General features: G+C 43.7%; 15 protein-coding genes. 9 read left to right on the top strand and 6 right to left on the bottom strand.

The genetic code is table 11. From position 1 onward, the window contains the following. Nucleotide 1: 1 nt before the first annotated feature. Nucleotides 2-1,702, top strand: a complete 1,701-nt coding sequence (locus tag JN178_RS10490; RefSeq protein ID WP_202261537.1) for an alpha-amylase family glycosyl hydrolase — start codon at nucleotides 2-4, stop codon at nucleotides 1,700-1,702. Between the two features lie 89 nt (nucleotides 1,703-1,791). Here the strand turns inward: JN178_RS10490 and JN178_RS10485 are convergent, their stop codons facing one another. Further along, complete coding sequence (locus JN178_RS10485) at nucleotides 1,792-2,829, bottom strand: LacI family DNA-binding transcriptional regulator (RefSeq protein ID WP_202261536.1); 1,038 nt, start codon at nucleotides 2,827-2,829, stop codon at nucleotides 1,792-1,794. Nucleotides 2,830-3,077: 248 nt separating this feature from the next. On the opposite strand from JN178_RS10485, the gene glnS reads away from it, so the two are divergent. After that, nucleotides 3,078-4,745: a glutamine--tRNA ligase gene (gene glnS / locus JN178_RS10480; RefSeq protein ID WP_202261535.1), complete on the top strand. Its 1,668-nt coding sequence runs from the start codon at nucleotides 3,078-3,080 to the stop codon at nucleotides 4,743-4,745. 92 nt (nucleotides 4,746-4,837) lie between these two features. On the opposite strand, the gene JN178_RS10475 is transcribed toward glnS, so the two are convergent. Further along, a complete protein-coding gene (locus tag JN178_RS10475) occupies nucleotides 4,838-5,581 on the bottom strand; it encodes a YciK family oxidoreductase (RefSeq protein WP_202261534.1) in 744 nt (247 codons plus the stop codon). 307 nt (nucleotides 5,582-5,888) lie between these two features. On the opposite strand from JN178_RS10475, the gene JN178_RS10470 reads away from it, so the two are divergent. From JN178_RS10470 to JN178_RS10455, 4 genes are all read left to right on the top strand, one after another. Then, on the top strand, nucleotides 5,889-8,501 hold the full coding sequence (locus JN178_RS10470; protein WP_202261533.1) for a VolA/Pla-1 family phospholipase: 2,613 nt from the start codon (nucleotides 5,889-5,891) through the stop codon (nucleotides 8,499-8,501). A 202-nt stretch (nucleotides 8,502-8,703) separates the two neighbouring features. Further along, complete coding sequence (locus tag JN178_RS10465) at nucleotides 8,704-11,235, top strand: acylase (protein WP_202261532.1); 2,532 nt, start codon at nucleotides 8,704-8,706, stop codon at nucleotides 11,233-11,235. A gap of 121 nt (nucleotides 11,236-11,356) precedes the next feature. Next, complete coding sequence (gene sohB, locus JN178_RS10460) at nucleotides 11,357-12,379, top strand: protease SohB (protein WP_202261531.1); 1,023 nt, start codon at nucleotides 11,357-11,359, stop codon at nucleotides 12,377-12,379. A gap of 61 nt (nucleotides 12,380-12,440) precedes the next feature. Further along, entirely contained in the window at nucleotides 12,441-13,085 is a 645-nt protein-coding gene (locus JN178_RS10455; protein ID WP_202261530.1) for a TetR/AcrR family transcriptional regulator, read from the top strand. A gap of 50 nt (nucleotides 13,086-13,135) precedes the next feature. Here JN178_RS10455 and JN178_RS10450 read toward each other — a convergent pair whose 3' ends face one another. Beyond that, nucleotides 13,136-13,492 carry a hypothetical protein gene (locus tag JN178_RS10450; RefSeq protein WP_202261529.1) on the bottom strand — a complete coding sequence of 119 codons (357 nt, stop codon included), beginning with the start codon at nucleotides 13,490-13,492 and terminating at the stop codon, nucleotides 13,136-13,138. 232 nt (nucleotides 13,493-13,724) lie between these two features. On the opposite strand from JN178_RS10450, the gene JN178_RS10445 reads away from it, so the two are divergent. Together JN178_RS10445 and JN178_RS10440 are read left to right on the top strand one after the other, a co-directional pair. Further along, on the top strand, nucleotides 13,725-14,486 hold the full coding sequence (locus JN178_RS10445; protein WP_202261528.1) for a Nif3-like dinuclear metal center hexameric protein: 762 nt from the start codon (nucleotides 13,725-13,727) through the stop codon (nucleotides 14,484-14,486). Between the two features lie 13 nt (nucleotides 14,487-14,499). Continuing rightward, nucleotides 14,500-15,240 carry a methyltransferase gene (locus tag JN178_RS10440; RefSeq protein ID WP_202261516.1) on the top strand — a complete coding sequence of 247 codons (741 nt, stop codon included), beginning with the start codon at nucleotides 14,500-14,502 and terminating at the stop codon, nucleotides 15,238-15,240. A gap of 2 nt (nucleotides 15,241-15,242) precedes the next feature. Here JN178_RS10440 and JN178_RS10435 read toward each other — a convergent pair whose 3' ends face one another. Beyond that, nucleotides 15,243-16,268 (bottom strand): 2-hydroxyacid dehydrogenase, encoded by a 1,026-nt coding sequence (locus tag JN178_RS10435; protein WP_202261514.1) that lies wholly within the window; start codon nucleotides 16,266-16,268, stop codon nucleotides 15,243-15,245. A 30-nt stretch (nucleotides 16,269-16,298) separates the two neighbouring features. Further along, the gene (locus tag JN178_RS10430; protein WP_202261512.1) at nucleotides 16,299-16,781 is read right to left on the bottom strand and encodes a glutathione peroxidase; all 483 of its coding nucleotides are present in this window, start codon (nucleotides 16,779-16,781) and stop codon (nucleotides 16,299-16,301) included. Between the two features lie 121 nt (nucleotides 16,782-16,902). On the opposite strand from JN178_RS10430, the gene JN178_RS10425 reads away from it, so the two are divergent. After that, complete coding sequence (locus JN178_RS10425; RefSeq protein ID WP_202261510.1) at nucleotides 16,903-17,763, top strand: NAD(P)-dependent oxidoreductase; 861 nt, start codon at nucleotides 16,903-16,905, stop codon at nucleotides 17,761-17,763. A 27-nt stretch (nucleotides 17,764-17,790) separates the two neighbouring features. Here JN178_RS10425 and JN178_RS10420 read toward each other — a convergent pair whose 3' ends face one another. Next, complete coding sequence (locus JN178_RS10420) at nucleotides 17,791-19,329, bottom strand: response regulator (protein ID WP_332460856.1); 1,539 nt, start codon at nucleotides 19,327-19,329, stop codon at nucleotides 17,791-17,793. Nucleotides 19,330-19,419 lie beyond the last annotated feature (90 nt).

Here is a 19,419-nt window from a genome sequence, read left to right as displayed (position 1 = left end):
GATGTCTTTCAAGCTAAAAGCACTTGCAGTAACCTTGACCTCGCTATTAACTGGCGCGTGTTCAACGCAACATGTGCACAACGACAGCCAGTTACAAACTAATGAAACGGCAATTGTTGGAACTACTGTGCCTTTTGCCAGCGAAGCGGTTTATTTTGTCGTTACCGACCGATTTGTTGATGGTGATCCTAGCAACAACCATGAAGACCAGGGGGGCGACCATCCAACTTGGCAGCTACCACTTGAAGGGCCCGACGGAAAAAAAGCCTATGTGGGTTATATGGGCGGCGATCTTAAAGGCATTTTGAATAATGCAGATTATATAGCCGATTTAGGTTTCACCGCTGTATGGATGACACCAGTAGTAGATAATCCCGATTATGCATTCAATGGTGATGAGCCTATTACTTATGGTGGCGCTTTTAAAGATGGTGGTAAAACAGGTTACCACGGCTACTGGGCCACTAATTTTTACAAAGCCGATGAACACCTGGTAAGTGATGATCTCAGTGTAAAAGATTACACAACACAAATGCGCGAAAAACACGGTCTTAAATCGGTATTCGACATTGTTGCCAATCATGGCAGCCCTAGTTTTACCATGGAAAAAGATCTACCGGGATACGGAGAGCTGTATGATGCTCAGGGGAAATTGGTGGCAGATCATGGAAATTTAGCACCTGAAGAACTGGACCCAGAAAATAATCCACTACACGCTTTTTTTCATAACTACCCAGACCTAGTAAAGCTTTCTAACTTAGACGATGAAAATCCATTGGTAAGAGACTATTTGATTAATAGTTATCTGTATTGGATATCGCAAGGTGCTGATGCGTTTAGGATAGATACTATTCGCCATGTCCCACATTCATTTTGGCGAGAAGCTTCAGACCGAATCCGTGCAGAAAACCCTGACTTCTTTATGTTTGGCGAAAGCTTTGACTATGAAGCGAATAATATTTCGCAGCATACACTGAAGAAAAATGGTGGCGTAAGTGTTCTAGACTTCCCAATGCAAAAAGCGATGGTTTCAGTGTTTGAAAAGCCACTTGAAAGTGATTTTTCAGCACTTGAAAAGGTGCTATATCTTACGCACGGCCCTTATCAAAACCCTTATGAACTTACTACGTTTTACGACAACCACGATATGGCGCGTATGAATGCTACTGATGAGGGATTTATTAACGCACACAACTGGTTGTTTACGGTGCGTGGAATACCTGTTGTATATATGGGGTCAGAGGTAGGTTACATGCGTGGTACGGCTGAACATGCTGGTAACCGAAACTACGTGGGGCAAGATGTACTCGATAGTGCTATGTCTCACCCCATAGGTATCGCGCTAAAACGCATTGCAAACGTGCGAAAGACAACACCAGCGTTGCAGCGTGGCATTCAAGTTAATGTGGAATTAAATGGCCACAAAGCAATATTTTACCGCGTACTGCAAAATCAAGATAACGCACAAACAGCATTGGTGCTGTTGAATAAAAGTGACCAAGCAGACAATTTCACCGTGAGCAACTATTTGCAAGAAGGCGAATGGGTTGAGCGCCTAAGCGGTGAAAAACGCACTATAGAACAAGGACAAGCGTTGCAATCTCAAGTTGCACCTAATGGCGTACAAGTGTGGGTGTTAGAGGGGGCACCTTCTAATGAAGCATTACTAGAAGCTGTGCGCTTTCAGTTATCAAGACAATAACGAGAGCGTTACAAATATACCGGAAACTAAAAAGCGCCTAATTAATGGCGCTTTTTTTATTGATTATTGGTTTTTAGTTGCCTTGTGCTCTAAAGCTCTACTGCTTTATCGCTGCCGCAAGATTGTCGGATAATAATATCTGCTGGCATCAAGTAATCTTCCACGGCTTCATTATTAATTGCTTTTAGCAACGTGTTGACCAGTAGCTCTCCTGCAAGCTTGGTATTTTGTTGGACGGTGGTTAGCGCGGGCGTAGTATACGCAGACACAGCAATATTATCGTAACCCACCACAGCGACTTGTTCGGGGACATTAATTTTAGCTTGTCGCAGCGCTCGAAGGGCACCCATCGCAATAAGGTCTGAGGCGCACACGATAGCTTCTGGCAACTCATTGCTTTCAATAAGCGACTTCACTGCCAACGCCCCTGCATCTTCTGTAGAGATTGCATTGCGCTGTACACTGCGATGGCTTAACTTATTGGCACTTAGTGCGTGGTAATATCCATCAAAACGCGCTTTAAATTCAGGTGCGTGCTCCCCATTATCTCCTAGGAAGGCAAATGAAGTTTTGCCCAACGAAAGTAGATGCTCAGTAATACTTTGCCCACCTTGGAAATTGTCGCACCCAATACTCACCCCTGGATGAGCTTCATCTGGCGCGCCCCAGCGAACAAAATGGGTTCCCTGTGACTCTAGTTGAGCAACTTTTGTTTGGTAATCGGTATAGTCGCCGTAGCCGAGTAAAATAATGCCATCGGCTTTATTAGAATCCTCGTATTCTGCGTGCCAATCGTCCTCTAGGTTTTGAAACGAAACCAAAAGGTCATAATTTGCATGCGCACAGGCACGTGTAATACTTCCTAGCATCGCCAGAAAGAACGGATTAATCATTGAGTCATCAGAAGTAGGGTCTTCAAACAACAACAAGGCAATGGTACTGCTTTTTTGTTTCCTCAAGTTACTCGCGTTTTTATCTACTTTATAGTTAAGCTCGCGAGCAATTCGCTGCACACGGTCTCGTGTTTCTTGATTTACGAGCGGACTATTATTTAGTGCTCTTGAAACCGTAGACTGTGATACGCCTGCTAAGTGCGCTATATCGAATGAGGTTGCTTTTTCTTTCATAAACACCATATTTTGCTGCTACGACAGTGTTATCGCACGAATTAGATTACCACAGTTTTTTATTGTTACCTGTATTTTGATGTGTTTTACAAACGTTTCAGACCATTAGTGACCAATTTGTTACAACTTGTGCTCTTTATTCCATCAGTTGTTAGGCTTTACTTAATAAAACATGGTTGATCTAATTGTGACAGTGTTATACTGCAAAAAATTTTATAGATTTATTAGTGCATAAGGGGAACATGCGAATGGCCGAGACTGAACATCGTCCGACCAACTTTATCCGTCAAATAATTGATAAAGACCTAGCCAGTGGGTTACATGACGCTATCAAAACGCGATTTCCACCAGAGCCAAATGGTTTTCTTCACATCGGCCACGCAAAGTCGATCTGCCTGAATTTTGGTATTGCACAAGACTATACCGGTACATGTAATTTGCGTTTCGACGATACCAACCCAGCAAAAGAAGACATTACTTTTGTTAACTCAATTAAACAAGATGTTGAGTGGCTTGGGTTTACGTGGGATGGTGAGGAACGGTATTCATCAAACTATTTCGATCAGTTACACGCATATGCTAACGAACTTATCGATAAGGGCTTGGCATACGTCGATTTTTCTTCGCAAGATGTTATGCGTGAAATGCGCGGTACGCTAAAAGAGCCAGGAAAAAACAGTCCATATCGCGACACCGATGTTGAAACAAATAAGCGTGAATTTGCCAAAATGACGGCGGGCGACTACCAAGAAGGCGAGTGTAGTTTGCGAGCCAAAATTGATATGGCTTCACCATTTATGTGTATGCGCGACCCTGTGATTTATCGCGTTAAGCACGCACACCATCACCAAACGGGTGATAAATGGTGTGTTTACCCTATGTACGATTTTACGCACTGTATTTCTGATGCTATCGAAGGAATTACACATTCATTGTGTACCCTGGAATTCCAAGATAACCGAAGACTGTACGACTGGGTGATTGAGAACATTAGCATTGACTGCACACCGCGTCAGTACGAGTTTTCACGTCTTAACCTCGAGTACACAGTACTCAGTAAACGTCGTTTAATTCAGTTAGTTGATGAACAACACGTAAGCGGTTGGGACGATCCACGTATGCCCACAATCGCCGGTTTGCGCCGTCGAGGCTATACCCCAGGTTCAATTGTTGAGTTTTGTAAGCGAATCGGTGTAACCAAGATGGATAACATGGTTGAAATGTCCATGCTTGAAGCTTGCATTAGAGATGACCTCAATGTAAATGCTCCACGCGCGATGGCCGTACTCGACCCAATCAAGCTTGTTATTGAAAACTATGATGAAGACAAGCATGAAACTTTGGTTGCGCCAAATCATCCGAATGATGACGCAATGGGCACGCGTAATATTGGTTTTAGTCGCGAAGTGTTTATTGAAGCAGAGGACTTCCGTGAATCTGCTAATAAAAAATTCAAACGTTTGGTATTAGACAAAGAAGTACGTCTTCGCAATGCATACGTTGTTAAAGCCAATCGCGTCGAAAAAGATGCAGAGGGCAATGTTACAACTGTGTACTGTACGTATGACCCAGACACGTTAGGTAAAGACCCAGCGGATGGCCGCAAGGTTAAAGGGGTGATTCATTGGGTTGACGCAGCAACTGCACAGGCAGCGGAATTCAGATTATACGACCGTTTGTTTAATGTTCCTAACCCAGCAGCTGAAGACAACTTCACCGATGCGATAAACCCAGATTCTCTTGAGATTAAACAAGGTTGGGTAGAAGCAGGGCTTGTTAATAATGTACCTGAGGTAGGTGCATGGCAGTTTGAACGCACGGGTTACTTCTGTGTCGATAAGGACAGCACGGACGATAAACCTGTATTCAATCGCACAGTTGGTTTGCGCGATACTTGGGCCAAAATAGGCGAGTAGGGCAGCGTCAATTGCGTTAAAAATCAAAAAGCCGCTATTTTATTAGCGGCTTTTTATTGTGCGGCACTTTAAACTTCTTTTGCTTTAGTCTTCTACTTAGGTTGGCAATCTAAAGATTGGCCATTTACATTCACACTCTCGTTACCCATTAAATATAAATACATTGGCATAATGTCTTTTGGTGTTTTCAACGTTTCTGGATTCTCAGCTGGGAATGCTTGAGCGCGCATATGTGTGCGTGTGCCACCAGGATTAATACAGTTAAAACGCAGTGATTTGTTTTGATATTCGTCTGCCAGCGTTTGCATAACACCTTCTGTTGCAAACTTTGAAACTGCGTAGGTGCCCCAAAACGCGCGGCCTTTTCTACCAACACTCGATGTAGTAAAAATTACCGATGCGTTATCGGCTTTTTCAAGCGCAGGGATAAGCGCCTGCGTCATGTAAACCATACCATTGAGGTTCACTTGCATAACATCCTGCCATTCTTGGGCATCGATGTCTTTAAACGCACTTAAGTGACCGAGAATAGATGCATTGTGTAACACCCCATCAAGGCGACCGAATTGATCGATGATAGTTTGCGTCATTTGTTGGTAATGACTTGGCGTTGCACCTTTTAAATCTAACGGCACAATCGCTGGCTCTTCGCCACCCGCGGTGACTATTTCATCGTAAACAGCTTCAAGTTTAGCGACAGTTCGGCCCAATAGAATGCAAGTTGCACCATGAGCAGCATATGTACGTGCAGCTTCTGCACCGATACCATCTCCTGCACCAGTCACTAAAATAATTTTGCCCTTAAGTAAATCTTGCGGTGCATTATAGTCGTTCATGATTGTCCTTCGAATACATAGTATTAACCCGCGAATGTTTCGCGCTTTATATTGCACGAGATCATACTCAGACTGAGTCACAAGTAAAACATTCAATGAAAAATCTTAGTAAACGTAAAAAAAGTTAACAAAACTGGTTAACAAAACTTTGCAAAGTTGCAACAAAGTCAATAAGATTGAGGAAGATACAACTGGTCTAACATGTTTAAAGCACTTTTCTACGCTCGCAGGAACGAGGTAGAGAGAGCCAATTATCAAAGGCTTAGTTTTAGACAAAGAATAACAACAATGCTTGTAGGGAGTAGAGATGAGAAAACTCGTATTAAGTTCCAGTGTGGCCCTTGCGCTGGGTCTAGCAGGCTGTGGTGGCTCCGATGAAACCCTTTCTGACATTCAGGCCGAAACAGAAGTCCAAACGCCATTTTCACGTATCGTTTTTGATCCAGCTGCTGGCAACTTAAACGTTCCTAATGACCTTCTAATGCTTCCGGGCGATGATGGTTTCTTCGATTACACACTTAACATTCCTGTGGCTGATCCTACGGATTTTGGTGACCCTCAAAACGCACTGAACGTTTTGGACGGTTGGTCAACACAGCATCCATTTGTCATTGATGTACAAACGCCTCCTGGTACTTCATTAGACGCATCTTCACTTTCTGCGGGTGTGTTATTATTCGAAGCAACATTAGGTCTTGATCAGTCTGACCCTGACTGTGCACAGATTACTACACCATCTGCTGGTTGTAAGTTGGGCGATCAACTTACTTTTGGTGTTGACTACGTTTTGAGCCTAGTCGATAGCAATACTATTTCTGTTGTGCCGTTAAAGCCACTTAAGCCTGCTAAGGGTCACATGTTGGTTATGACAACGGCACTAAAAGATTCGTCAGGTAAATCTGTACAGGGTTCTACTACATGGGATTCTGTTCGCCAAGATATCAATACCAACCCACTTTCAAGTGATGCACAACTGTCACTACAAGGTTTAGTAAATTCATTGGTTAACCCGCTCATTGGCGCAGGTTATGCTCGCGAAGAAATTACTTATGTATCAGCGTTTACAACACAATCAGTTGCCAATTCACTGGATACCATCAAAAAAGTAATGGTAAGTGAATTTGCTATGCGTGCAGCTGCAGGTGATCAAACCGCAGGACAGGCACTTCCGGCCATTGTTGTTGGTGATGTTGATGTCGCGCCAACTGCAATGGAAGCACTTGGTCTAGTCAGCGCTGAAGCTGTTGCTGGTGCTATAGCACTTGGCAAACAGAACCTACCACCTGAAGCTGCGCCTCTAATCCCACTTATTGATGCAACTGATTTCAGTGCATTACAAACATGTGCTGGATTAACAGGTACGGTCACGGGCCAATTGGCTGGACAATGGGGTTTAGTAAACGACTTCGCAGTGGCGGTTTCAACCGGTATTCTTGCGCAAGCAGGCCCATTCTGTGCGGCACAGCGTTACGAGGGTAACATTGCACTACCTTATTTCTTGGGTGTACCAAGCGCTGAGAACCCTCTTGCCCCGGTAAATACTTTCTGGAAAGCAGCATGTGACAGCGGTATTGTGTTAGCAGGTACGCCACAAGAAGTACTGGCGAGCGAATCTACAACTGCAGGTCCCAATGCCGTATTGTGTTCAGGTTTAGGCTTAGCCGATGTCCGTGTAAACGGTGAAATGCTAGACAGTGCACGAAATATTACTAAGTTCAATCCTTTCCCTCAGCCAAATGGCGGGAACATGGGCAACGAGACTTTAGATGTGCAGGTAACGGTACCAAACCCAGCTGTTGCTGGTGCGCTTGGATTCCCAATTGCAATGCCTGAAGCGGGATGGCCAGTTGTTATCCTTGCTCACGGTATTACTAGCCAAAAAGAAGACATGCTTGCTATTACAGGAACCTTGTCTCTTGCTGGTATCGCAACAATTGCTATTGACCAACCGCTTCACGGCAGTCGTGGTTTTGATTTAAATGGCGATGGTATTGATGAGCTTAACGCAACGACAGTAAGTGCAACGCATTATATGAACCTTGCAAGCTTGCCAACTGCTCGAGACAACCTGCGTCAGAGCGTTTCTGATTTGCTTGGTTTGCGTTTAGGTCTAAACGCAGTGGTTGATACTACCGCAGCGCAAAACGTGAAGTTTGATACTAGTCGCGTTTCAATTATGGGTGTGTCGCTAGGTGCAATAACTGGTGGTAATTTCGCAGCGGTTGCTAATACGTCGATGGGTGGTGACCTAGCGGCGTTAGACGGCATGTTTGCTGTTAAGCAAGCATCGCTTGAATCACCTGGAGGTGGTATTGCACAGTTCCTTCTTGAGTCACCAGCATTTGGCCCACTTATTAAAGGCTTGTTGCTTTCTCAAGCGTCTGAAGACTTTGTTGCTCTACTAAATCAACTATATGGTACGACAGACGTATCAGAAGCGGAATTGGCGTCTGCGGTAGCAACGTTTGAAGCTAATTTAACGGCTGAGCAAGCGGCAGCGGTAAACGCAGTGTTCTCTCAATTCGCCTTTGCAGCTCAATCGGTGATGGATGCAGGGGACCCGACTAACTATGCCACTACACTGGGTGAGACAACTCCAGTTCACATGATGACTGTTGTCGGTGATGGTAGTGAGGCAAACCTACCTGATCAGGTAATTCCTGTAAGCACAGCGTTACCACTAGCAGGTCAGTTACCATTGGCACAGACAATCGGTCTAGAGCAAGTTACTACTACTCAGGGCCCGGGCACAGATCCTATCAGTGCGTTGGTGTTGTTTAATAGTGGCGCTCACGCGTCAAGCTTAAACCCTGCATCAAATGCTGCAGTAACAACTGAAATGCAAAAAGAGGTTGCGGGTTACTTGGCCTCTGATGCACTAGCACTACCAATCTCTGATGAGTCAGTAGTCGCTAATTAAAAGAAATATTAGTGTAAATTAAAAGCCGGCGTTTGCCGGCTTTTTTGTACGTAAATTATGATGTTGTTTGAATGTTTTATTATGTTAATGTAGTGTAAATTGGTCGGATCTGTTTGTGGTTAAGCCGCTTAAATATCGAGCGGTTTGCAGTGTTTGCAAAGGGAACGGCAAGTACATATTCATCTTTTAGGGACTATTTTTGATGAGAAAAAATAATAATTTCGCACCTATTCCAAGCGTATTAGCGCTTTCTATAACAGCACTACTCAGTGGCTGTGGTGACAACGATAATGATTTCAGCAATGTAACGCCAGTAACTCCTGAGCCTCCACCTACGGTAGCGCCCGCACCAACACCTATTCCTGCTTTCGACACTGATGGCACGCTAACAGCAGATATTCGATGGACCACTTATGGTGTACCACATGTAACAGGTGACAACTTAGAAAGTATGGCTTATGGCGTTGGCTACGCGTTTGCTCGCGACAATATGTGTGTATTGGCGGATCAAATTGTAAAATATAACTCTCAGCGCGCAAAATACTTCGGTCCAGACTTAGTACCTGGCAGTGGTGACTCGGCACACGTAATTAACGACTTTGGCTATCTTACGCTTGGCATCCGAGAAATTGCTGAAAACAATTTAGCCAAAATGTCGGTAAATTCGCGTGCTATGTTTCAAGGATACACGGCAGGCTATAACCGTTATCTGAGCGATACACCCGTAGAAGAACAAGACCCCAGCTGTGCTGGCCAGCCATGGGTAAGCGACATTGATAGTGTAGACTTGTTAACTTACTCATTAGGTGTAGCGCTTTTGCCTGGCGCTTCTAACTTCTTAGGTCCAATGTTTCTGGCAGCGCCAGAGGGACAAAGCTATTTACCTACTGCGGCTGAGTCTGTGCCGGATGCGGTTGCTTCATCACTTAAGTTTAACCCTACAGTAACGATGCCCGAAAGAAACCCACAAGAAATGGGCTCAAATGGATGGGGCCTTGGCAGCGACAAAACAACTAATGGCAAGGGTATGGTGTTGGGTAATCCACATTTTCCGCATACTGGAAATCTGCGTTTTTGGAATTTTCACGCACAAGTTCCTGATTATATGAATGTTACGGGAAGTTCGTTGGTTGGCCTTCCTGGTGCTGTTAATATTGGATTTAACGAAAACGTTGCGTGGACACACACGTTTTCAACCGCGGAACATTTCGTGGTGTATCAACTGACGCTCGATGAAGATGATGCAAGCGGCCTCACTCACATGGTTGATGGCAATCGACGCACGATTTATGAAAAGCCTATGCAAATTGATGTTGCGGTTGCGCGTGGGCAAACAATTAAGCTCAATAAAACGGCGTATTACACCAACTATGGCCCAATGATTGAAGTACCCGGTAATTTTGAGTGGGATACTACCAATGCTTTTGCGATAAAAGATGCGAACTTACCTAATCTAGATATTGTTGACCACTGGCTAGCTATGAATATGGCCACATCAATGGATGAGTTTAAACAAGCCTTTAAAGATTACGACGGTGTGATCTTTAACAATACAATGGCAGCGTCAAGTGATGGCCAAGTGTTTTACATAGATGATTCAACGGTGCCTAACTTGACTGAAACGGCAATTGAACAACTAACGACTAACCCGCTACTGATACAAATAAAGGCTGCGGCCGGATTTACTGTATTGCCAGGTAATATTTCGCAGTTTGATTTTGATGGACCAGTGCCATACGAAGAAGCGCCAAAATACGAAGGGACAGATTCGGTTCAAAACTCTAATGACAGCTATTGGCTCACCAACCTTTCATCGCCTATACGTGTAGCTAACCCAATGTACGGTAACGTCGACTACCAGCAAACGCTTCGTTCTCGAATGGGACAGAAGTTCATAGAGACTGAAGCGGGTAGTGATGGTACTTTTACACCAGAAGAAGTTGAATCACTGTTACTCAATAACAGAAGCTACCTTGCTGAAGATATATTGCCTGATTTACTTCAAGCGTGTGCAGCACAGGGCGACACACCAGTAAACGTTGACGGTACTGATGTGTCTATTGCACAAGCGTGTGATGCGTTGGCAGATTGGGATGGAACAATGAATACTTCAAGCACAGGTGCACATGTATTCAGAGAGTTTGCTTTCCAATTCAACCAGGCTCCACAGTGGGAAGTACCATTCTCTCTTGAAGAACCTGTAACCACGCCATCAGGCTTGGTTCAAAACACGGCTACGCTTGAACAAATGGCGCGAGCAGTACAAGTTATTGAACAGGCAGGTGTAGACTTTGATGCACCATTTGGCGAAGTTCAGTTTGTTGAAAGAAGTTTGCCAAACGGAACTGCTTCTGGCGAGAAATTACCATGGGGTGGGGCACACAATATAGAGGGTGGCTTTAACGTCTTTGATAGTATTCGCAGTCGAGACGAAACCTTGTTGCCAAGACACAGTTATAACACCATCAATAACAACACAATTATGAGTGCTGAAGCGCAGGGCTATCATATCAACTATGGAACCAGTTGGGCGATGGTTATTAACTTTACTGATGAGGGCCCGAAAGGAAGAGGAATACTGACGTATTCTCAGTCACGCAAGTTTGGTAGTGAGCATTATACCGACCAGACTCGACTGTATTCTCAGCAACCGACGTTGCGTGACATTTACTTCACTGAGCAAGAAATAGACGACAATACGATAGAACAAGTATCACTATCGTCACAGCAGTAACAAAGCTGGTATCATTACGTAAATGCATCAGTAACCTGGATAAGCCATGTCGCTTAACCAGGTTACTTTTTACGTATAGTCGCTTATTGTTGTAAGCGTTGTAGTTTACTAGGAGTAGAGTTTGGAGTTTTTGTACGAATATGGTTTGTTCGTTGCCAAGGCAGTAACACTTGTTGTGGCTTTTGTCGTAGTTGTTTCAACGATTGTGGGCGTTGCGAGCAAACAAAAACCAGGAAAAGGGCAGCTTGAGATAACGTCAATTTCAGAGCAGTTGAAAGATGTAACGCAGTACGCAAAAGAAGTGTTACTCGATAAAGATGCGCTTAAAAAGCTTGCGAAAAATCAAAAGAAAGAAGATAAAGCAAAAGCGAAAAACAAGTCTGGTGAATCTCCTCAACCTCGTTTATTTGTCATTGATTTTAAAGGCTCAATGGATGCGTCTGAGGTAGAACACTTACGAGAAGAGATCACCGCTATCCTTTGTGTTGCTGAGCAAGATGATGAAGTGTTGGTGCGCCTTGAAAGCGGTGGTGGTGTTGTTCATGGGTATGGATTAGCCGCTTCGCAACTTCAACGAATTAAAGAAAAAGGTCTTAAACTTACCATCGCAGTAGATAAAGTAGCGGCAAGTGGCGGATACATGATGGCATGCGTTGCTGATAACCTTATCGCTTCCCAATTCGCTTATATTGGAAGCATCGGCGTGTTAGCACAGTTACCAAATTTCAACAAACTTCTCAAAAAGAATGATATTGAATTCGAGCAGCATACGGCTGGCGAATTCAAACGTACGTTGACCATATTTGGTGAAAACAATGACGAAGGCCGAGCGAAATTTAAAGAAGAGATTGAAGAAATTCATGTCCTTTTCAAAGATTTTGTTCATAGCCAACGACCAGAGATGGATATAGACAAAGTTGCAACGGGCGAATATTGGCCTGGTGTTAAGGCAAAAGCCTTAGGTTTAATAGACAATATTTCTACATCAGACGATTACATTTTGGCTCAGTACCCACAGCGTGAAATCTTTAGTGTTAAGTATTCAATTAAAAAGAATGTTGCTGAGAAACTGGGAATGGCCGCTGCAAAAGTGTCAGAGCGAGTAATAATGAAAACGTGGAGCAAAGCGCGCCACTGGTTTTAATTAGAGTTGAGCGGAAGCCTTACCGCTCGTTCTCGAAAACAACAATGATAATAAGAGAATTATGGCACGGCACACTAAGACAGACATTTTAGATGCTGCGGAATTCTTGTTTTCTCAACAAGGATTTACGCAGACCTCTATGCGAGAAATCACGACCAAGGCTGAAGTTAACTTGGCATCAGTTAATTATCATTTTGGTAGTAAGAAAAACTTAATTCAGGCTGTCTTCAAGCGCTATTTCGATCATCTTATGCCAAAAGTTGAGCATAGTATTGATGAAATAGTTTTGAAGGAAGGGGCAGAAGGCATTGAGGCGTTGTTGTATGCGCTGATCCCTCCAATGCTTACACTTAACACGTTATCGCAGCATGGCACAGCGACGTTTGTTAAGTTATTAGGTAGAGGTTACAACGAAACGCAAGGGCACCTTAGACGTTTTATTATGAACGACTACGGCACATGTATCCGCTCATTGGTTAGTGCAATACGCCATTGCTTGCCGCAATTGCCTGAAGAGGAATTGTTCTGGCGAATGCACTTCGCGATGGGAAGTTTTGTTTTTTCCATGGCATCGAGCCAAGCGCTTACCGAAATTGCAGAGTCTGATTTTCACAAACATGTCGATATTGAAGAAGTAATGCGCCATCTTGTTCCCTTCGTAGCACAAGGTATGGCAGGCAGACTATCGCAGCCAATTCCAGCATAAAAAAACGCACCTGTTAGGTGCGTTTCTTACATTTTATATCAATACTCTTATTAACGAGGCAAAGTGGCGCCGGGCGCTTTGTTCTTAAGCTGTTCGGCATAAAAGGCTTTCACTGAGAAACCAGACTTTGCGTTTGATTTAGTGGCCTTTGCTTTTGGTGATTTTTTCTCGTTTGGCTTTGCACTTTTTGTTTCGCTTTTTGCTTTAACAGGCTCGCTTTTGGCGGTTTCATTTTTGTTACCTGATAGGTCTGCTGTCATTTCTTGTAGCTGTGCCAAGCGTACATTTTTGCCACCATCAACGCTGTACCATCCGCTCTTTGCCTCAATAGAAGGCGCTTTACCATTTGCTTGCGTATAAGCCTTTGTGAATTCAGCGATTACTTGATCTTTGTCTAGGTTTGCCATGCTTTTTGCTCTTTATTTAATTTAGATGACGAACGCCTTGCTTCAACCCTTATATGTACATTACACAGGTGTACGTGTATTCGGCTTCTATTTAGCCAATAGTCATTGCAATTAACGCCTAACAATACGGCGTATTGCACACGTTCACTGAATTAAAAGGTATAATAGTTAACGTTCGCGTGTTTTTATAACGTTTTTTGACCAATTTGTCTAACTTTCAACCGGAGGCGTCGTGTCAGTCACTAATTACGAATTAAAAAATTACCTTGATGGCATTTTACGAGTTAATGAGATAGGTGACTATTGTCCGAATGGTTTACAAGTTGAAGGGAAATCGGTAATTCAAAAAGTAGTGACAGGCGTAACAGCGTCTCAAGCATTGCTCGATGCTGCCGTTACGGCGAAAGCAGATGCCATTTTGGTCCATCATGGCTATTTTTGGAAAGGCGAGCCCTCACAGATTACCGGTATGAAAAAGAACCGATTAAAAACATTACTCAGCCACGACATTAACCTCCTTGCTTATCATTTGCCGTTAGATGTCCATCCAGAATTGGGGAACAATCGCCAACTAGGAAATCTATTAGGCGTCGATGAAATAACCGCGGCAAGCGGTGTTAAACCAACAGGCGTTTTGATGCATGGCAACTTGCCAGAGGCACAGACAGCAAGCGAACTTAGTGACCGCTTAAGTTCATTGCTTGAACGCAAGATTTTGGTTGAAGGACCAACGGATAAGCCCATAAAACGTATTGCATGGTGCACTGGCGGTGGTCAAAGTTTTATTGAGCAAGCTGTTGAGCTTGGTGTAGACGCGTTTGTTACCGGTGAAGTTTCGGAGCAAACGGTGCACACTGCAAGAGAGATGGGAATTACGTTTTTTGCTGCGGGCCATCACGCCACTGAGCGCTATGGTGTTAAATCATTAGGCGAGCATCTAGCCCAGCAATTTGATGTCGATGTCGAGTTTATTGATATTGATAACCCAGCCTAACAGGTTATCAAAGATGAAGAACGATCGAATATTTGATGGCATAGCAGACACATTTTCAAAAAATATCTATGGCACCACTAAAGGACGCCTGCGTCATACCATCTTATGTGACGTATTAGCGCCTTTTGTGGCTAAGCCACTTAAAGCGATTGACGTTGGTGGGGGGACAGGTGTGATGGCTGCACATCTTGCTTCGCAAGGGCATGATGTAGTGCTCACTGATGCATCGAAAGACGTGTTGCAGCAAGCAGAAGAAAATCTGAAGCTTTTAGAAGGGGTGACTATACGCCATCAGTACCTTCAAGAAATTGACGACTTGAACCACTTCGATCTGGTGTTGTGCCATGCAGTACTTGAATGGTTAGATGCTCCATTTGATGCAATTACTCACCTTTTCAACAATATGCGGAACGGGGCAACACTGAGTCTCAGTTTTTTCAATCAAGATGCCAATTTATTTGCCAACGCGATTTATGGAAATTTTGACTATATTGCCAAAGGCTTAAAAGCAAAAAAGCAAGTGCGCTTAAACCCAAAGCAACCGTTAAGTGCAATGAAGGTAGTGGGTTTTTGTGAATCTCTTGGCTTTAAGGTTAAAGCCAAAGCGGGTATTCGGTGTTTCCACGATTATATGCGTGATATCAGCCATCAAGACAGTAAATATGAAGAACTGCTCAATCTTGAACGTCAGTATTGCATGTCAGAGCCTTATATGTGGCTCGGTAAATATTTTCATATCGTTTTAGAAAAATAGCGTTAAGTTAGAGGCACTAAATTGTCGTTGTTGATTATGTTACCGACCGTGACCGTGGCAATTTCATTAAGTGCTTCTTGAGTGAAAAAGCCCTGATGCCCAGTGATCAATACATTGGGAAATGTAGTCAGTCGTTGGAATATATCGTCTTGAATAATATCGCCAGAGTGATCGGCAAAAAAGAGTTCTGATTCCCGTTCGTAAACATCAAGTCCTAAGTGTCCAATTTTCCCGCTTTTGAGGCCTTTAATTATCGCGTTATCATCAATTAGTCCGCCTCGTGAGGTATTGATTAACATTACACCATCGCGCATTAATGAAAGTGATGCTGGATTAATTATATGGTGGCTGTCATTGTTTAAAGGGCAGTGTAGGGTAACGATGTTGCTATTATTCAATAGTTCTTCAAGGGAAACGTAATGCGCTCCCATGTTCACGATGTCGTCATCGTGAAAAGGATCGTAACACAGTATTTTGCACCCGAAGCCATTGAGTATTCTAATAACTGCCTTGCCGATTCGGCCGGTGCCGATGACGCCAACCGTCTTATTGTGAAGTGTAAAACCCAACAAACCATCAAGCGCGAAGTTTCCCTCCCGAACGCGATTATAGGCTTTGTGAGTCTTTCTATTTAACGTCAGTATTAACGCAAGGGTATGCTCAGCTACAGTCTCAGGACTATAAGCTGGCACACGACTTACACTAATTCCACACTCATGCGCCTGTTCAACATCTACATTGTTAAAACCGGCACAGCGCAACGCAATATGCTTCACACCACATTCGTGTAAAACTTTTATAGTACTTGCACAGACATCGTCGTTGACGAAAACAACAACGACATCAATGCCATGACATAATCGCGCGGTATCATTGTTTAATGCATGTTCATAGTAGTTAACATTAAAGGTAACTCCGCACCCATGCTTTTTCTCAAATAGGGGGGCAAAGACACGGCGCTCATACATTCGCGTACTAAAAAATGCGACGTTAAAGTGAGTGTTACTATTCGGTAGTGTAGTACGCATTCCAATGCCTCCCCGTAGCGTTTTAAGATGCTATTGCGGCAAAAGAGCCGCTATATCTTTTTCTATTTCGGATGGTTTCGCGGTTGGCGCGTAGCGTTTGACTACCGTACCGTTAGCGTCGACCAAAAACTTTGTGAAATTCCATTTAATACGCTTACTGCCAAGTAACCCCGGTGCTTTTTCTTTGAGTTCATTGTAGAGTGGCAAGGTATCTGGGCCGTTAACGTCTATTTTTTTAGACAACGGGAAGGTTACACCAAAATTCAGTGTGCAGAACTGCGCAATGTCTTCATCACTTCCGGGTTCTTGATGACCAAACTGATCACATGGAAAGCCGAGGATTTCTAAGCCATTTTCTTTGTGTGTTTTGTATAGCGCCTCGAGCCCTTCGTATTGTGGAGTAAAGCCACATTTACTTGCGGTGTTTACGATCAGTAGCACCTTACCTTTGTACTCGTCTAATGAAATGTCGCGGCCGTCATTTAACGTAATGCCATATTCGTAAATACTCACGTTTGTTTCCTTTTTTCTATTGTTATTGTGTAGAGCGCTTTAGTGCTTATTGGTGTTTGTGTTACATTCGAACCACATCGTAATGCTGCATCAATAAGACAATTACAAGAGTATATTTAGAATGACAGATTTAAAAGTAAGTTTTCTTGGGTTGGGCGTAATGGGCTACCCAATGGCCGGTCATTTAGTTAACGCAGGCTTAAATGTCACGGTGTACAACCGCACTTTTAAAAAAGCACAAGATTGGGCTAACGAATACAACGGACGTGCTGTCAGCACGCCTGAAGAAGCTGCAGAGGGTGCTGATATTGTTTTGATGTGCGTGGGTGACGACAATGATGTTCGTGAAGTGGCCAATCGTGCCCTTTCGGCTATGAAATCTGGCGCCATTTTAGTCGACCACACTACCGCTTCTGCCGATGTGGCAAGAGAACTACATGCATTATGTATGGCCAAACAAATAGGATTTCTTGATGCACCAGTCTCTGGAGGTCAAGCTGGCGCGCAAAATGGCCAACTTACTATCATGGTGGGTGGTGATAGCGATGTTTATGAAAAGGCTGAGCCAGTATTACAGATTTACGCACGTCATAGCCAGTTACTTGGCACATGTGGAAGTGGCCAATTAGCTAAAATGATGAACCAAATCTGTATCGCTGGAATTGTTCAGGGACTTGCCGAGGCGTTACATTTTGGGCAAAAGGCAGGCCTTGATTGTAATGCTGTTATTGATGTTATTAGCAAAGGCGCTGCCCAGTCATGGCAGATGGAAAATCGCGCTTCTACAATGTTGGATAATAGTTTTGACTTTGGTTTTGCTGTCGATTGGATGCGAAAAGACCTTAATATCGCACTAGATGAAGCTAGAAAAAATGGCTCTACACTTGCGCTGACTGCTCTTGTCGACCAGTACTATGCCGACGTTCAAAAACTGGGTGGTGGAAGATGGGATACGTCGAGTCTGTTAACTCGATTAAAGTAAAACCGCAACAAACACATGCTCTGGACATCAGGTATGTGTTTGAACCCTTGCTAGTTCAGATAACTGCGCCAAACGCGCTTTGTTTGGCGCTGATAACACATCATTGTGAAGGGTTTCGAATAGTTGGTCTAAGTCGTATTTGCGATACACCCTAGTGTCTGACTCAATCATACTTTGTAGTAAGTTCAGTCCAAAAGCCGCGGTTTCTGGCGATAAGTGATAGGCGTCGTAAAAGTGTTTCATTGCAGCGTCTAAATCGCCTTCTAAAAAGAGTTGCGTGCCTGTCTCGTTAATGGCGACAGCTTGTTCATGATTTAAACCGAGCGACTGGCCACCGCTGAATATTAACGCGTCATTGGTTACTTGTTCTGAAATAGCTTGTAACTCTTGATTTTTGTCTTTTGCCATAAGTAATAGTTCACCGGCTTTTCGTTCGTCACCCAAGCCGTGATGTACTTTAGCGGCTACAACAAGGGTGGATGGCTCTGTTCGCAAGTAATTGTCGATATATTCTGCTTCTAACAAATGGCTGGCTTTATCTACGTCATTATCTAATATGGCAGAATAAGCGAGTAGGTAGTCACGCTTTTGCAGTACCTGAGGATCACCTTGGCTTCGACCCGCGATGCCCACGAGCTTTCTTGCTTGAGACAAACTTTCTGATCTATTGGTCTCTGGTGCAGTTTCTGCCAGCATGAGGTAAAACTCGGCAAGTTCAAAAGTAAAGTCGTTAAATTGGTCTTTGGCACTTCTGTGCATTGCACGCTTTTTTTGCAGTAAATCAATGGCGTCAATGACTTTGTCTTGCTTTTGAAACGCCATACTTTTGAGCTTTGCGGCGGGTAAACTTAATTCACTGAATTTTATTTGATCAAGGTACTTCTCGACATCATCAAAAGCACTTTGTTCGAAAGACAAAGACGCTAACCATTCGAATGCTTTATCACGCGCTAAGCTTGAATTGACCATCTCATCCAACTGGGTTTTGCATTGTGACCAATAACCAGCCGTATATTGGCACTTAATTTTTCCCCACTGAGCCCACAATACTTTATCGGAATGCGTAAGGACGTCTTCGTAAATTTTTAACGAACGAAGAGGTTCACCATTTTCAAACAACAACCTAGCGTATAGTCGTCTAATATCTGCTACGAGGCGGGTAGGCACCCCTTCTTTTATTTTTCCATGAATAATACTGATGGCACGTTCAGTCTCTTTGTTGTCGAGTGCGTGTAACACATTCTTAACGTAGTCTCTGTATTGGAGATACTGCTTAATTTGCCGTGAAAGCGAAGCAATAGTGTAAGGCTTAATAAGGAGCACATCAGGCTGAATATCCATAATACGACCAATGGTCTGTGGAGCGCCATCAGAGGTAAGAAAAATGATCCCAGTACTTGGTTTTATATAACCAGATTCACGCAAGGTGTGGATCCACTCGACACCGCTTTTACCCGCTCCGAGATGGTAGTCCATAAGCAATAACTCAAAATTTTGCTTTTTGAGCGCTGACTTGAGTTCATATCCTGAAGCGAAACTGCTTACCGATAAATTGGCAATAGACATAAGGTGGCCACGCAAGGCAGTGCGCGCAGTTGCGTTGTCTTCGACAATGGCAATTCTAAATTCCAAGATATCACAGCCGTCTATTGGGAG

Source organism: Alteromonas sp. KC3 (assembly GCF_016756315.1).
In the GTDB taxonomy this organism is placed as follows: Bacteria; Pseudomonadota; Gammaproteobacteria; order Enterobacterales; family Alteromonadaceae; genus Alteromonas.
This window is presented reverse-complemented; position numbering and strand designations above follow the sequence as displayed.

Bases quoted from the DNA above. Each gene is read 5' to 3' on its own strand.
- JN178_RS10465 (WP_202261532.1), top strand. From the start codon at position 8,704: ATGAGAAAAAATAATAATTTCGCACCTATTCCAAGCGTATTAGCGCTT.
- JN178_RS10420 (WP_332460856.1), bottom strand. From the start codon at position 19,329: ATGTCTATTGCCAATTTATCGGTAAGCAGTTTCGCTTCAGGATATGAA.
- JN178_RS10455 (WP_202261530.1), top strand. From the start codon at position 12,441: ATGGCACGGCACACTAAGACAGACATTTTAGATGCTGCGGAATTCTTG.
- JN178_RS10435 (WP_202261514.1), bottom strand. From the start codon at position 16,268: ATGCGTACTACACTACCGAATAGTAACACTCACTTTAACGTCGCATTT.
- JN178_RS10450 (WP_202261529.1), bottom strand. From the start codon at position 13,492: ATGGCAAACCTAGACAAAGATCAAGTAATCGCTGAATTCACAAAGGCT.
- JN178_RS10425 (WP_202261510.1), top strand. From the start codon at position 16,903: ATGACAGATTTAAAAGTAAGTTTTCTTGGGTTGGGCGTAATGGGCTAC.
- JN178_RS10440 (WP_202261516.1), top strand. From the start codon at position 14,500: ATGAAGAACGATCGAATATTTGATGGCATAGCAGACACATTTTCAAAA.
- JN178_RS10485 (WP_202261536.1), bottom strand. From the start codon at position 2,829: ATGAAAGAAAAAGCAACCTCATTCGATATAGCGCACTTAGCAGGCGTA.
- JN178_RS10475 (WP_202261534.1), bottom strand. From the start codon at position 5,581: ATGAACGACTATAATGCACCGCAAGATTTACTTAAGGGCAAAATTATT.
- JN178_RS10490 (WP_202261537.1), top strand. From the start codon at position 2: ATGTCTTTCAAGCTAAAAGCACTTGCAGTAACCTTGACCTCGCTATTA.
- JN178_RS10470 (WP_202261533.1), top strand. From the start codon at position 5,889: ATGAGAAAACTCGTATTAAGTTCCAGTGTGGCCCTTGCGCTGGGTCTA.
- glnS (WP_202261535.1), top strand. From the start codon at position 3,078: ATGGCCGAGACTGAACATCGTCCGACCAACTTTATCCGTCAAATAATT.